This window comes from Chryseobacterium shigense (genome assembly GCF_900156575.1).
Lineage (GTDB): Bacteria > Bacteroidota > Bacteroidia > Flavobacteriales > Weeksellaceae > Chryseobacterium > Chryseobacterium shigense.
Window position 1 is genome coordinate 764,912 of record NZ_FTNY01000002.1, and the last position, 14,870, is coordinate 779,781.

Consider the following 14,870-nt stretch of genomic DNA (forward strand, 5'->3'; position numbering starts at 1 on the left):
ACAAAGGTATAGGCTAAACGTAAGCGAGAAACCACGGCTAAAGTGTAAATTTTAAAAATCACGGTTTACCGTTCCGGATGTAACTGTTTACAGTTTTGCCAGGGTAACGTGTTTCGGTTACGTAAAAATACGGTACAACATCACCTTGATTTACAAATAAATATATTAAATAACTCTAATTTTAGTAAATAGAAATAATATTCATTTTCTCCACCTTGAATTTTTAAATCTTTAAATTTTTGAATCTTAAATCTTTCTCAATGGTTAATTAATGTTAATGCCTATTCTTTTCTTCGGTATATATTGCTAAATTTGAGCTATGGAAAGTTTTGGAAAAGATTTATTGAGGAAAATTACAAATGTAGAACTACCCGGAGTAGATGCTCATGGGGTATTTTCACCGCCTTCCCGCCCCGTATTTACGTATGACGAAGTACTGGCAAAAAATCCAAAATTTGCCGCGGTAAATATCGTATTGTATTTAAAAGACGATGAATGGTATTTCCCACTGATCCAGAGAACCATTAACGAACATGACAGACACAGTGGACAAATTTCCCTGCCAGGCGGCAAACGTGAAGAAATGGACAGAGATTTTGCAGAAACGGCTGTTCGTGAAACTTCGGAAGAGATTGGGATAGATAAGCATTATATGAGAGTGATCAGAGAAATGTCTCCTATCTATGTTCCGCCAAGTAATTTTTATGTATACCCTTATATTTCGTATACTAAAAAGAACCCACTTTTCGTTCTTCAACAAAGCGAGGCCGTAGAAACTATAGAATTTCCTATTACTTCTTTCCTCAGCCTTCCGGATAATCCTGAAATGATGGAACTTCCAAGTACAGCCGGACATGAAGTCCCGGTCATTAATTTCAACGGATATATTATCTGGGGTGCTACAGCGATGATATTGAGTGAGTTTAGCCAGTTGTTGAAAAAAATGTAACTTTGCACTACCGTGTTTAATAGAGAAATGGCGAAGAAAAATATTTTCACCGATGCATTCGGAACACCTTATTTTTTAAAAAGGTTAATCATTTTTATTTTAGGAATTGTATCCTACAGAAGGTTCAACGGCTTTAATAAACTGAAGATAACCGGTACGGAACACCTTGTGGATCTCCCCGATTCCAATGTGCTTTTTGTATGTAACCATCAGACCTACTTTGCAGATGTAGCAGCCATGTATCATGCATTCTGTGCTGTAAATAACGGATATCTGGACACCATCAAAAATCCGATCTATCTGCTCAATCCCAAGATCGATTTTTATTATGTAGCAGCAGAAGAAACCATGAATAAAGGAATTCTTCCCAAGATCTTCAAGATCGCGGGTGCTGTAACGGTAAAGAGAACCTGGAGAGCAGAAGGTAAAAATGTCAACAGAATGGTAGATCTTACCGAAGTAGACAATATTATGAAAGCCTTAGACAACGGCTGGGTAGCTACTTTCCCTCAAGGTACTACTTCTGCCTTTGCACAAGGACGAAGAGGAACGGCCAAATTGGTTAAGAACCAACGCCCTATCGTAATCCCTATCAAGATCAACGGTTTCAGAAGGGCATTTGACAAGAAAGGCCTCCGGGTAAAGGTAACAGGCGTAAAACCTACCATGGAGTTCAAACCCCCTCTGGATATCGATTACGATAATGAAAAAGCGCCTGAAATTTTATTGAAGATTATGACTGCCATTGAGCAGACAGAAGATTTCAATGTATTGCACAATTATGATGAAGAACTTAAAGCTAAAAAATTAGAACAAAAAGATTCAAATCATTAAAGTAAGTAAAATTATGAACAAAATATTAGGGATCTTATTCGCGGTCATAGTATTAGTTTCGTGCAACAGCCAGAAAGTATATTCAGATTTTGATATCAGCTATTCCAGAAACGGAGGTATTAGCCCCGTATATGAAAACCTGCTGATCAAAGGCAACAATGCACATTATTCTTTTGAAGGGCATGGTAAAAAGCACAAACAGGATTTCAAAATCTCAAATGAAGATTTAAAGAAACTGGACCAGGCCCTTTCCCAAAACAATTTCAGAAGGATCGAGGAAGACCGTAAAAAGCTGTATGATAATGTTACCACTTCTATCAATATAAAAAAGGGGCCCAATGAAGGAAGTAAAACAGATGCCAGCATGGTCATGCCGAATTTTACTACAAACTGGGCCAACATTCTGGGTACTTTCCAGGAGATTATTAATAACAATGTAAAAAACAATAAATAAAGTTGAAAACCCACTTCATTGCTATCGGCGGAAGCGCCATGCATAATCTTGCTATTGCGTTAAAAGACAAAGGATATCAGGTTACAGGTTCGGATGATGCTATTTTTGAGCCCTCAAAATCCAGATTGGAAAAGAAAGGAATTCTGCCTCAGGAAATGGGCTGGTTTCCGGAGAAGATCACAACGGATATTGATGCTATTATCCTTGGAATGCATGCACACCAGGACAATCCTGAGCTGGCAAGAGCAAAAGAACTGGGTTTAAAAATTTATTCATATCCTGAATTTCTTTACGAACAGTCGAAAAACAAAACAAGGGTAGTCATCGCCGGATCACACGGTAAAACAACGATTACTTCAATGATTCTTCATGTGTTGAACTTTCACCAGAAAGATGTAGATTTTATGGTGGGGGCACAGCTGGAAGGATTTGACTGCATGGTAAAACTCACCCAGGACAATGACTTCATGGTATTGGAAGGGGATGAATACCTTTCCTCTCCCATTGATCTGCGTTCAAAGTTTCTTTTGTACCAACCGAATATCGCTTTAATGAGTGGTATCGCATGGGACCACATCAATGTATTTAAAACTTTCGATGACTATATCGAGCAGTTCAGAAAATTTGTAGCGAGCATTACCGCCGGTGGTGTTCTGGTCTACAATGAAGAAGATGCAGAAGTCGTAAAAGTAGTGGAATCAGCTGAAAATTATTTCAGAAAAATCCCTTATAAAACGCCTGAATATGAGATCAGCAACGGAAAAGTTTATCTGAAAACCGAAATGGGTGATGTTCCTCTTTCTGTTTTTGGAGCCCATAATCTGCTGAATATGGAAGGGGCAAGACATATCTGCCGCCAGCTGGGAATTATGGATGAGGATTTCTATGAAGCTATTATGAGTTTCAAAGGGGCTTCCAAACGTCTTGAAAAAGTGGAAAGAGAAGATCAGGGAACGCTGTATAAAGATTTCGCTCACGCACCGAGTAAAGTAAAGGCGGCGGTAAAAGCTTTCTGTGAACAGTTTAAAAAGGAAAAGAAATATGGTTTTCTGGAACTTCATACCTATTCAAGTTTAAACCCTGTTTTTCTGGAACAATATGATCACGCTATGGATGGGTTGGACGAAGCCGTAGTTTTCTATTCTGAAGATGCTTTAAAGATCAAAAGAATGGATCCTATTTCCCCAGAACTGATCAAAGAGAAATTTAAAAATGAAGGATTAAGAGTATTTACCAACGCGGAAGAACTTCATGCATATTGGGAAACTCTGGACAAGACACATGGAGTATTCCTTATGATGAGTTCGGGTAACTTTGGTGGATTGGATCTAACAAAATAACAACTATTAATAAAATAAGCCTTTCAGATTTTCTGAAAGGCTTATTCTTTTCAATTATTTTTCAAAGCAAATATCTTTTTCCATTTCGACACTGTATTCCTACTTAGTTTAAATAGATTAGCGGTCTGCCGATTATTAAGTTGATTTGATATCTGATATTTTAAAATCTTTTTAATGCTTTCTTCGTCATAAGAGCGCAATCTCTGATTAAAAAAATTGGTTTCTTTATTTTGATGGTTAAAAATCATATTATTGATCTTGATCAGGTCAAGGGAGTTCTTGATTTTTTTTGAAAGTAAATCTTCAAATTCTTCTTTTTTTTCAGGAAAATTTCTTTCAATCAGATCATTATAAATTTTAGTGTAGTTGGGTTGATTCATATGGTACAATTTATTTTGGGTGCATTGGTGATGTTATCAGTATTTTGAATTGATTTGTTCTTGTTTTGCGATCCATTTGTATAAAGTCGTTTTAGGAATATTATATTCTTCAATGATCTGCTGTTTTGTCTTTTCTCGGGTATTAATTAATTCCAGAATAAAGTCTATGATTTCTTTTGCGTAGATCCGTTTCCTAAATACGGGAAGAAGGCTTTCCTGATTTTTTGGGGGTATATTGGCAGTAGGTGCATACAATATTAAATGTTGGGAATACAGTCTGAATAAATCATATTTCAATAGTTTACTCCATCTCAAAAGAATTTCAGAGCCCAGACTTTCCAATGTAAACATGTCTGCTATTTCAGCTTCAGATCGTTTTAGAAAATTGCATATACGGGACATTTCTATTTGATCTTCTTTTACTTTTTGCTGTATTATATTTCCAATATGTATATTTTTAAAATTAATTTTCATAATCTAATTCATTTTTAAAATCAATGGTATGTATATTAATCAATTGCCTATCCTCCAGCTGATATAAAACAAGCCCCCTTTGAAATTCTTTCCCATCATTTGTATATATATTATTTAATCCGGGGGCCTGTTTATTTGATTATTCTTTCATTATTTTATAGGTCTTAACTTCTTTCTGTCCGGAAACACGGATCAAATAAGTTCCTCTGTTCCAGGATGAAACATTCACACTATGTTCTCCTTCATCCAGAGACTTTGTTTCAATCAGTTGTCCACCGCTCGTATAGACTCTGATCACGGATTTTTCCTTAAGACTGATAAACAAGATATCTTTTACAGGATTAGGGTATATTTTCACACTTTTTACCATGATGTCTCCCTCCTTTTCAGCTGCTTTTGAAGAAATCATTTTTGCCTGTGAAAAAGTCAGTGATTTCGCTTCCCAACTTTCAGGCAGTGCATTATCCAGATCCGAAGCTTTAAGTTTCAGGTAATATCCCTGTCCGTTCGCTTCCACCGGCCACGGTGAAACATTCGTGTAAGAAACTTGATCTATTGTACTTCCTGCACTGTCTTTAAACGTCATGGCTTCTCCGGAATTATTGAGACTTCCGCTGGTCCACTGGTATTTGGTATATTCATCAAATCCTGAAATCAATGACAGGTTTTTCGCCAGCATGATGGTCTTATTTTTCGGAATTACAGTTCCCTGAGGGAATGTATAGTTCACAGCATCGGAAATAGTATAGCCGGAAACATCTAAATCGGCATGACCTGGATTTGCAATGAGTATAAACTCGGCATCTCCGTTGGATAATGGTTTATAATTGATTCCTGTAATTACAAATTGACCCGCCTGTTGTGCTTCCACTCTTACTGCTTTTGAAACAAGCGGTCCCCAGTTGTTGGTTACGAAGGCACGTGTGGCAATGGTATAGCTTCCTGCAGGGAGCGAAAATGTTCCGTTATACAAATGGGCCTCAGAAGAAATGACTCCATCGTTACCCATTGGATCTGTTCCGTTTAGGGTATAATAAAGCTCTGTTCCGGAATTGGGGTTATCTATTTGAATGGTATCCGTATCCTTTACAACATTCGCGGCAAGAATTGTAGATGAAGAAAGTGTATGCGCCATATTGAATTCAAGCCACTTTTTCAAAGTAAATCCTACTCTTTCCGGAACCTGAGCCAGAATACGGGGATAATCTGTATTTTTCCATTGCTGATAAACATTACCGGTGTAGCCCATATAGGCGGCATCCAGTTTATACACTTTATCAAGTTCGTTCACCGTTGCCGTTATTTTATTCTGCACATTCAATACAGACAATGGCGCTCCGTCCGCTCCGGAGAAAGTACCGGAAGCCGGACCAATATACCTCAACACAGCATCTTTAACCAGTGTTTTAAATTCAAGGTTTCCTATAGAAATATTGGTATTCGAACCCATAAACTGGCTAAAAAGCTGACCTGGACCATTTCTGCTGATGGTCCCCTGCCATTTAAATTTATAATTTCCGCCACCGCCAGCAAATCCTATTGGATTCAGTGCTACGGTAGATGATGAAGCGGTCAACCCTCCGAAAAAGGCTCCGTCGGTATCGTTGATCATGAATTTAGTTTTCATGATATTAGGATCTGTATTATGGGTAATTGCTTCTGCTTCGTTCTCACAATCGATAAACATAAACATGATCTGGAATTTGATGAAATCATCTACATCTACCAGACTTTTAAACTGCTGAAAGTTTTTCGTTGAGGCCGCACTTTTTATAGCATTCCATACCGCAGTACTCCCATCGCCTGTTTCCACAATACCGTTGGTAAAAGAACCATCCTGTAAAGTTATCTTAGTATAATGACTATCATCATCACCGAATAGTTCTTCAATATTTTTGGTTCCAAAATCATTACGCATGGTTTTCAGCCCCCTGTATCTACCGTTGATAAAAAGATTGACATAGCGCGTATCCAATGCATATTTTCCCATTTCCTTCTGAAGATTCATCGTTATTTTTTCGCTGAAGCGCATATATCCAATGTTGAATACATTTCTTGTTGCATTGTCCTGGCCCTGTTTTAATTCGATGTTGTGAATTTTTTCAGGCACCTCAAAAGCATCACCGGGATAATTGTCGAAGAAAGGATAATTAGCTTTTTTCACCTTCGCATCAGAATTAAATTTTACGGTAAGATTAGGATTGTAGAACCCTAAACTTTCCTGTCCGAACTTCCTTGTCATAGAATTACTGAAAAAATTAGATCTTCCGCTGTATATGTTATTATCAATATACTCGAATGACCCTTCTACCCAATTCGCACTAGGTTCTGCGTTGGTAGAAACCGAAACAACAGGTATCTGAGCAATCGCCTGAGCATATTCCTCTGCTGTAATAGTAGATTTATATAACCATTGATTATATCCTACACTGGTGTTTTCATTCCCGTAATTGTTTTGCAGGACATAAGTATGCGCCACAACCCCCGAATTACCTGTAGTATTATAAGCATATACTTTAACAACAGATGATTTGCTTACAGGAATTGGTGCAGAATAAAGAGAGCCTACCGTTTCTGAAGGATATTTTCCATCAAGCGTATATTTAACGGTAGTCCCTGCAGGTGCAGAAATTGTCAAATCGAATCCTGACGGATAGATTCCCCGCTCTTTACTGAATGTAAGCTCTAACTTCTGCTTTCCATTAGAATTAGTTTCCTTATAAGTTGGAACAATGAAGTTGGAAAAGCTTCCTCCTCCATCCGGAAGTCTTCCTACGGATTGATTAAATGGAATATTTCCGTAGGTAAGTTCATTTTGTAAAACAATGTTTCCAGCCACTTTTCTGGAAAGATAAAGGGTCGCTCCGGAGTTTTTAAGATCAAAATTCAGATGTTGATTTCCCTCAGCCGATTTTTTATCTGCCAGAAAAACAGCGTATCCATGAGCCGGAATAAAAATATTTTTAAGTTCATGTAATGTTTTGTCTGAATTTTTATTGGAGAGGTAAACGCCTCCTTGTATATGCAGATGATCATTGCTGTTATTGTATAATTCTATCCAATCTTCACTTTGAACTGTGGTTCCCTGAGAAGATACTTCATTGATGTAAAGCTCATTCATTAAAGCAGGATCAGTGACCGCGCCTTCAATAGATGCCCCCTGCCCGTTATTTAGATATTCTACAACCAGCTTAGGACGGTAATTGGCACCACCTTCATAAGAGCGGGCGATTGCTCCGTTATTCGTCCCCAATCCATCAAACTGAAAAGCAAGGCTGTTGCCAGATTGCCAGCCACTTAAACGGTTTTCTTCAATAATGTTTTTAAGATTAGGGGTACGGTTTTTAGTGTTTCCAGTAGTCCAGGCTGTTGTGCTCCAATTGACTTTATTTACAGAACGTTCTCTTAAGGTTATATTCTTGGCAGTGCCTGCATAAGTCGCCGGATTTCCTATTTCGGAATAAATATCCATATTTCCTGCCTGACTAGCTCCGTATGAATAAAATTCAATATATGCATCTGTAATTTGTGCATCAGCAGGAATCTGAACATTTTGAAAACGGACTGCATGTTTTTTCACATCTGCCACGCCACCAAGCCTAAGATAATCTGTTCCTAAATTAACCCCTCCTGATGTATTTTCCCATCCGTCATCATTATTAGCAGTCACTACAGCTGATAAACTGCCCTGCATAGACCAGTAATCAATGACCAACTTCGGTCGGTAAGCAGTATTTGAAAAAGATCTTACCGTAAAGGCACCTTGCTCATTTCCCTGTAACCGGAATGCAAGATTCGCATTATTGATTCCGTTAGGAAACATTTCATGAAGGATATTTTTCAAATCAGGTGACTGATATTTTTGATTGACAACACACCCATTGGTTGCCCATTCGGCAAAAGCCGTTGTATAATTTCTCGATTTTATATTCAGTCCCGTTGTGGCCGCAGTAGATACAGGATATGCTAAAGAGTTTCCAGTCTCCCCGGTAATTTTTATAACAGTTGGCGAACTGCTTGCTTCATCACCATAGAGTATAAGATAGGCATTATTGATGACAGCATCTGATGGCAATGAAATACCTTCAAATCTTAAATAGGTTTCCTGAGAAACCGTTCCATCTTTCCCAGAAAGTTCCAGATCGGAACTTCCGAAATCTACGGTATTGTTTGCTCTTACTTCTGCATCGTTATTTTGTGCAGAAATCTCCATCTGAAGAGTGTTTTGCGCGGATAGCGCGAAAGGAAGAAATAGAGCCGATATTAAAATTTTTTTCATTTTATTTTTTTTGTAAAAAGAGCTGCCTGCAAAATCGGCAGCTCAAAATTTATAGGAGTATAGCCCATATGTTTATCGTCGTTCCATACTTTATTGTGAAATATGGATAAGTAATTGATTTAATAGACCGGGGCATCTTTTATGAAATAGGCGAAGACATCACACAAAACTCTTGCGAAATTTTGTTTTGGCCCTGCCGATGTTGCAGTAGCATTTCCAAATTTATCTCCAAATAATACTATATTTCTGGTAAGATCTATAACTCCGCCCCTTCTTGCCTCAATATTGATAAAATTTGTTCCCTTACTTGTAGAAATTTGTCCTGCATTACTTCCATCAGAGCCAATATTAAGACCCGGAGAGATCAGGAATGGTTGTCCGGCACCGAATATTTGCGGCAGACTGCTTGCATTTGCATTGACTATAGCATTTGCCGTATTTCCATTTTCCACATAAAATTTCAATATGTCTGCTAGACCTGATTCACTTACAGAGTCTGCATAGTTGATCACAAACCCCCCTGTAGATTCATTCCATTCCTTAATAACATTGGCAAAACCAGCATTAATACCATCATTCGCACCAACGATAATACCTGATGCACCTTCTAATGCATTCTCTAATGCTACCAAACTATTTAAGCTGACATTTACAATCTGAATGTCTGCTGTTCCGGAATAAGAGAGAGCTGAATTAGATGCCCCAATAGTGTTTATTCCGTTTAACCATTGATACACCAATCCTGATGAATTAGTTCCTGCAACTAATGACGATCCGTTAGTACCAGGCACATTTACAATTTTCATAGTGGCACCAGCCCTGTTAATAAATCCAACAGAAACATTGTTACAGATAATTCCTGACGAACCGGCTGCTGTAGGAGCTACCGTTACCGAATAATTGAAAACTCCACCTGCAGGAGTCGCCGTGATCGCTGTAGGATAAAGGTTTACCGTTTGAGGTCCCAGATTCACAAAAGTACCCTGAGCTGTAAACGTAACACCATTAACCGTATTGGTGGTATATGAATAACTTCCCAGTTGAGTTACCTTCACCGGCACCTCAATATGAACGGTCTGGGAACTAAGAGGTTTGTCCGTGACGTATTTACCCACTACTTTTATAGAATTACAGTCAATAAATTCTACAAGTCCCTGCTTTTCACCACAAAGCGCAGTCCAGCTTCCCGTTCCAGTTCCGGAATTCCAATTCCAGACATTGTAACAGCTTGTGCTGGTGTTGTAGATCGTTAAACCATTTTCAGCAGCACCCGGTGCAATAGTGGCTCTTTCGGCTGTGGTATATCGCTGGATGATAACCCCATTAAACCGATCCGGTGCAGCAGTGCTTGAGGGATCATTTCTTTCCGATACGTGCAAGCCCGATTTAGAATTCGGTTTCGACGTATTTATACCTACCTGCCCAAAAATTAATGAACTGGTTATAAGTGCAAAAAATGCAATAAAATATTTCATCATAATGTTATTTTTTTTCTGATTATATGAGTTACCTGCATCCTTATAGTTTTTTAAGGATCAAGACAGGTTTTTGTGATTTTTTAAAATTTATGAATCTCTACAATACGGACATGATGATCTTGTCATATTTCCTGAGTGAATACGTATACTTCTCTGTATATTACTCCCTATATTATATTGAGTTCTGTATTTCTCTTGTAAAGTTTCAGCAGTATTACGTGATATTGCAGGGAGGTGGCCTTACTTTATAATTATCAAATGACAGTCTATGAATCAAAAAGAAAAAGCATTCTTTCTCCAAAGATGATTCCAATAAAAAGCCCCTGGAAATGTTAAAATATAAGGGAACGGGCATGGCTGTTTTTAGATTGATATTACTTAATGGAATTACGGCAGCATTACTAAAATGTGTACTTGCGGTAAAGTGCTCACTGGATTTTGAGTGTACGCTATTTTCAGATAAATAGACCTTCTCATCAGCAGGATCGATCGGAGAAGATGATTTCAGTGTATGAACAGGTTGTTTTTTTGCAGGCTTCTCATGGGCATTAGATTCATCACCGATTTTCCTGTTTTGCTGTATGATAAAGTGAGCATTATTAATAGATTTCAGACCATAGATTTCTGCATTATTGGCAATAAAAACAACAGCACCCGCATAATCACCTGCTAGTGAAAGAGAGTCTCTTTCGATATACAACAACGTTTCCGTACTAAAGTGCAGTGAGCTTTCCGTATCCATTAATGTTGGTGTAGAAAATGCTGTAAAACAAAAAAATAAACAAAAAAAACTCAGACACTTTCCCGTTACAGAAAAGTACCTTTGGTAAAAAATTTTCATTATTTCTTTGTGTGTCATTGTCAGATAGGAAAACCTTTCAAAAATGCTGGAGATATATTGCCTGGAAAGATTTCGGTTATTTTGAAATTAATTTTTCGAATGAGAGAACTGTTATCTTCAATTTCTTAGTGGAGATGATAAAGACATCAAGTACTCTTCGTAAGTACTTACCCTCTACCTCTATTAAGATTCTGAGTCAGTTTATGAAAATAGATGTTAGGTTTGTTTTGAAAATTAATCATAGGTTAAGTGTGCTTTTTACAATGGCAAAATTGTTTCTAATTCAGATTTTTTACAATTAAAAACACCCTCATCAACACTCGCAAGTGTAAAAACTCACAAAATAGAGATGTATTCATCTTGCATAAAAACAACTAAACACTTAATATCCACTGAGTTATTTCCACATCAGAAGGAATATTCAATTTTTTTCTTAATCTGTATTTTTTACTCTCTACAGATTTGATCGTTGTATTGGTATAGGTGGCAATTTGTTTCGTATCCAGATTTAATCTCATCATGGCACACAAGTGATGATCAGACAAAATAAGTTTCGCTCCGATATGATCCAGTTTCGAAAAAAAATCCGGAAAAAAAAACTGAAACCTGTCTAAGAAAAAGGGATCATCTTTTTGAGCGAGTCTCATAATCTCATTGATATTTTCTTCTGTGAGATTATTCACTATAAACTGGTTTTTCAGTAACCTTTCATTTTCGGTCTGCAAAGATTTTATAGTACTGATATTAACTTGATTTTCAGAGCTAAGCCTAAAAATAATAGATCTTTTACGTTCTATAAAGTAATAATCTACGACAAATACCAGGATGCTAAAGGTTACGTTTAAAGTCATCAATTTTTTTTCATATCCATTGATAATGATCAATCGACCAGGTTCAACCAATCGAAAATCATAGGCTATCGTAATGTATAAGCACGCAAGAATGAAGAAAGCGAGAAAATAGATAATCTTCTTATCTGTCTTGACCTTGAAAAAAAAAGATAATGCAGATATCAAAGGGAAATAAAACAAAAAAACACCGCTCTCCTGCCCGCAATATGAAGAATAGTACGTAATAAGCAAACACAAAAAGATAAATGCACAAAACAAAACTTTTTTATTTTTCCTGTGTTCCTTTAAAAGCATTCCCAGTAACCAAAAAAAAGAAATAATACCTAAGAAAATACTATCTGTGGTGATTTCTAAAAATAGGATGACAGATATGCTGTGAAAAAAGAAAATAAAGAATAATAATATCATATGCTGATTGATGAGTACTGTAAAGTTTTTTTCAAATTCATTGGTACTTTCATCAATCCCCCATAAAGAAATACAATGTAACAGCTGAGAAACTTTTGGAATAATTTTTTTTTTCAAAGACATAGTGTAAAACATTAATACCTACCTGTTCAAAAATCGTAAATGATGATCACTGATCTACTTATGGTACGATTTCTATTTTCTCCCAGTAAGATTTAAAATGATGGCAAAGATATTCTTCTTGACTTTAAGTATAAATAAAAAATACACTCATCAATACTCACGAGTGCAATACCCTCATTACAAACAAGTAATATACAAGGATACAAAAAGAAACCTGCTAAGTATTATCTTAGCAGGCTTTCCCTATTTCTATTGAATACTATCATAAGAGCAGTTCGTACTCTTCAAATTTTCTGATAATGGTCTAATACTACCAAATAAAATTCCTATGTCTCCACAGAAAGAAATTTATTGTACATCAAGAATAAGTTTTTTCAAAATCTCTCCTGTCGAAAGAAGACTGTAGTCATGAATGGACTGTCCGAGCCAGATACTTACAAAATCAGTATTATTCAATGTTTTAGAGACACGTCTAAGTTCATTGGTGAGCTTATTTTGATAAGGATAAGGCAAAATAAAGTCTGAAGCTTCCAGCGTCTGGATGTATTTATTGGTAAGGCCTCTGGCAAAGCGTCCTGAAAAACTTTTTGTAAGAACAATATCTTTTTCTGATATATTTTTAAGCCTTTCCTTTTCAAACGGCTGCAGATTACTCTCCTGTGAAGCCAAAAGAATGCTCCCCACCTGGAATGCCTGAGCTCCAAGTTCTCTGGCCGCTTTTAAAGTTCTTCCGTTATATAGTCCTCCCGCATAGATGAGGGGAACCCTTACCTGTTCATAAACTTCTGACAGCAGGGACATTCCACCGATAAGCGGAATATTTTCAGTGTCAAAAGTTCCTCTGTGCCCACCAGCCTCAATTCCCTGTACACAGATCAGATCAATTCCCGATTTCTCTAAAGCTAATGCCTCTTCCACGGAAGTACAGGTGCCGATGAGAATTACTTCATTTTCTTTTAGTTTTTGAATGCTATTTTCATCCAGATTTCCAAAAGTAAAACTGAGTATTTTACACCCTTCCTTAATAATAGCATCTACCTGTTCATGGTAGCTGTTTACCTTAATATCTTGAAGATCCGGAAGAGTAACCTCCATATTATTCTCTTTGGCTAACTGTGTTATGAATTGTTTGACCTCAACAAATTTCCCTTTCAAAGCTTGGGTCATTTCAGGAATATGATGAACAAAAATATTCACGGCAAAGGGCTGATCTGTCAGTTTTCTGGTTTCTCTGATGAGTTTTACAGACTCATCTGCAGAAAGATCGGCTAATGCCAACGATCCTAAACATGCTGCATTTGCCGCAGCTGCAGTCATCTGCGGGGTACTTACTCCAGACATGGGTGCTTGAATTACAGGATATTTTATCTGCAAAATTTTACTGATGGTGTCCGGCCAAAACATAAGAATTATTTTATTTAAAATTAAAAAAAATTCTCCCGCAGATTAAACGTATTCAGCAGATGATCATCTTAAAAATCTGTGATGGCGGTTTGATCTGCGGGAGAAAAGTATAAAAATATACGGTTAAATATCTGCTACAACTTTCAGCATTTTCTCCTCCCATTCAGGGTCTTTCGGATCAAAGAACAGTCTTTTTCCGGTATCCAGAGATCGAACGATATTCATTTCTTCGTCACCCAGTTCAAAATCAAAAACATTAAAATTTTCTTCAATTCTGGAAGGCGTCACCGATTTTGGAATCACAACAAATCCTTCCTGAAGGTGCCATCTTAAAATGACCTGAGCTACTGTTTTATTATATTTTTCAGCAATTGATTTTAGCTGGGCATTGTTCAGAAGATCTGCATTTCCGTTCCCAAGAGGACTCCAAGGCTGGGTGATGATGTTATTCTCTTTATTATACCCCTGCAATTCTTTCTGCTGGAAAACCGGGTGTAATTCGATCTGGTTGATCACCGGAGGCACCGTTGAGTTCGCTTTTAATTCTTCTAATTTTTCTACTGTAAAGTTACATACTCCAATGGCTTTGATCTTCCCTTCATTGTACAGCTCTTCCAAAGCTTTCCAGCTGCCCAGAAAATCTCCGTAAGGCCAATGGATAAGGTACATATCCAGATATTCCATCTGCAATCTTTCCAGTGTTTTCTGAAATGCTTTTTTGGTCTGTTCGTAGCCATGGTCCTGAACCCATACTTTTGAAGTGATGAATAGTTCATCTCGGCTGATTCCACTGTCTTTCACGGCCTGACCTACTGCTGTTTCATTCTGATAAATAGCCGCGGTATCGATCATTCTATATCCTGTCTGAATCGCTTTTATTACTGCACTTTCACATTCATTCAGGTTTTCCATCTGCCAGACTCCAAATCCTAAAGCCGGAATATCCACTCCGTTATTTAATGTCACTACAGGTTGTCCTGTATATGTTTTGTTTTGCATAATTTTTTAATTTCAATTTTAATATTAATGTATAGCCTAACAAATTTGCAATAAAA

The 14,870-nt window shown here is 37.2% G+C and carries 11 protein-coding genes; 4 read left to right on the plus strand and 7 right to left on the minus strand.

The annotated features are described in order from the left end of the window. Nucleotides 1–319 precede the first annotated feature (319 nt). From BW964_RS08880 to BW964_RS08895, 4 genes are read left to right on the plus strand one after another with little or no spacing between them, the layout of a single operon-like run. On the plus strand, nt 320–949 hold the full coding sequence (locus BW964_RS08880; protein ID WP_076506485.1) for an NUDIX hydrolase: 630 nt from the start codon (nt 320–322) through the stop codon (nt 947–949). A 27-nt stretch (nt 950–976) separates the two neighbouring features. After that, on the plus strand, nt 977–1,783 hold the full coding sequence (locus tag BW964_RS08885; RefSeq protein WP_076506486.1) for a lysophospholipid acyltransferase family protein: 807 nt from the start codon (nt 977–979) through the stop codon (nt 1,781–1,783). 13 nt (nt 1,784–1,796) lie between these two features. Continuing rightward, on the plus strand, nt 1,797–2,237 hold the full coding sequence (locus tag BW964_RS08890; RefSeq protein WP_076506488.1) for a hypothetical protein: 441 nt from the start codon (nt 1,797–1,799) through the stop codon (nt 2,235–2,237). Between the two features lie 2 nt (nt 2,238–2,239). Beyond that, on the plus strand, nt 2,240–3,577 hold the full coding sequence (locus BW964_RS08895; protein ID WP_076506489.1) for a UDP-N-acetylmuramate--L-alanine ligase: 1,338 nt from the start codon (nt 2,240–2,242) through the stop codon (nt 3,575–3,577). Nucleotides 3,578–3,993: 416 nt separating this feature from the next. On the opposite strand, the gene BW964_RS08905 is transcribed toward BW964_RS08895, so the two are convergent. The 7 genes from BW964_RS08905 to BW964_RS08940 all read right to left on the minus strand — a co-directional run bounded on the left by BW964_RS08905 (nt 3,994) and on the right by BW964_RS08940 (nt 14,814). Next, on the minus strand, nt 3,994–4,431 hold the full coding sequence (locus BW964_RS08905; protein ID WP_317044336.1) for a transposase: 438 nt from the start codon (nt 4,429–4,431) through the stop codon (nt 3,994–3,996). Nucleotides 4,432–4,570: 139 nt separating this feature from the next. Further along, a complete protein-coding gene (locus BW964_RS08910; protein WP_076506492.1) occupies nt 4,571–8,710 on the minus strand; it encodes a lamin tail domain-containing protein in 4,140 nt (1,379 codons plus the stop codon). A gap of 119 nt (nt 8,711–8,829) precedes the next feature. Continuing rightward, nucleotides 8,830–10,188: a hypothetical protein gene (locus BW964_RS08915; protein WP_123911922.1), complete on the minus strand. Its 1,359-nt coding sequence runs from the start codon at nt 10,186–10,188 to the stop codon at nt 8,830–8,832. Nucleotides 10,189–10,402: 214 nt separating this feature from the next. Next, nucleotides 10,403–10,930, minus strand: coding sequence for a hypothetical protein (locus tag BW964_RS08920; RefSeq protein ID WP_076506496.1), 528 nt, complete (start codon nt 10,928–10,930; stop codon nt 10,403–10,405). 473 nt (nt 10,931–11,403) lie between these two features. Further along, entirely contained in the window at nt 11,404–11,880 is a 477-nt protein-coding gene (locus BW964_RS22520) for a helix-turn-helix transcriptional regulator (protein WP_165789166.1), read from the minus strand. Nucleotides 11,881–12,759: 879 nt separating this feature from the next. Further along, nucleotides 12,760–13,815, minus strand: a complete 1,056-nt coding sequence (locus BW964_RS08935; RefSeq protein ID WP_076506500.1) for an NAD(P)H-dependent flavin oxidoreductase — start codon at nt 13,813–13,815, stop codon at nt 12,760–12,762. Nucleotides 13,816–13,938: 123 nt separating this feature from the next. Beyond that, a complete protein-coding gene (locus tag BW964_RS08940) occupies nt 13,939–14,814 on the minus strand; it encodes an aldo/keto reductase (protein ID WP_076506502.1) in 876 nt (291 codons plus the stop codon). Nucleotides 14,815–14,870 lie beyond the last annotated feature (56 nt).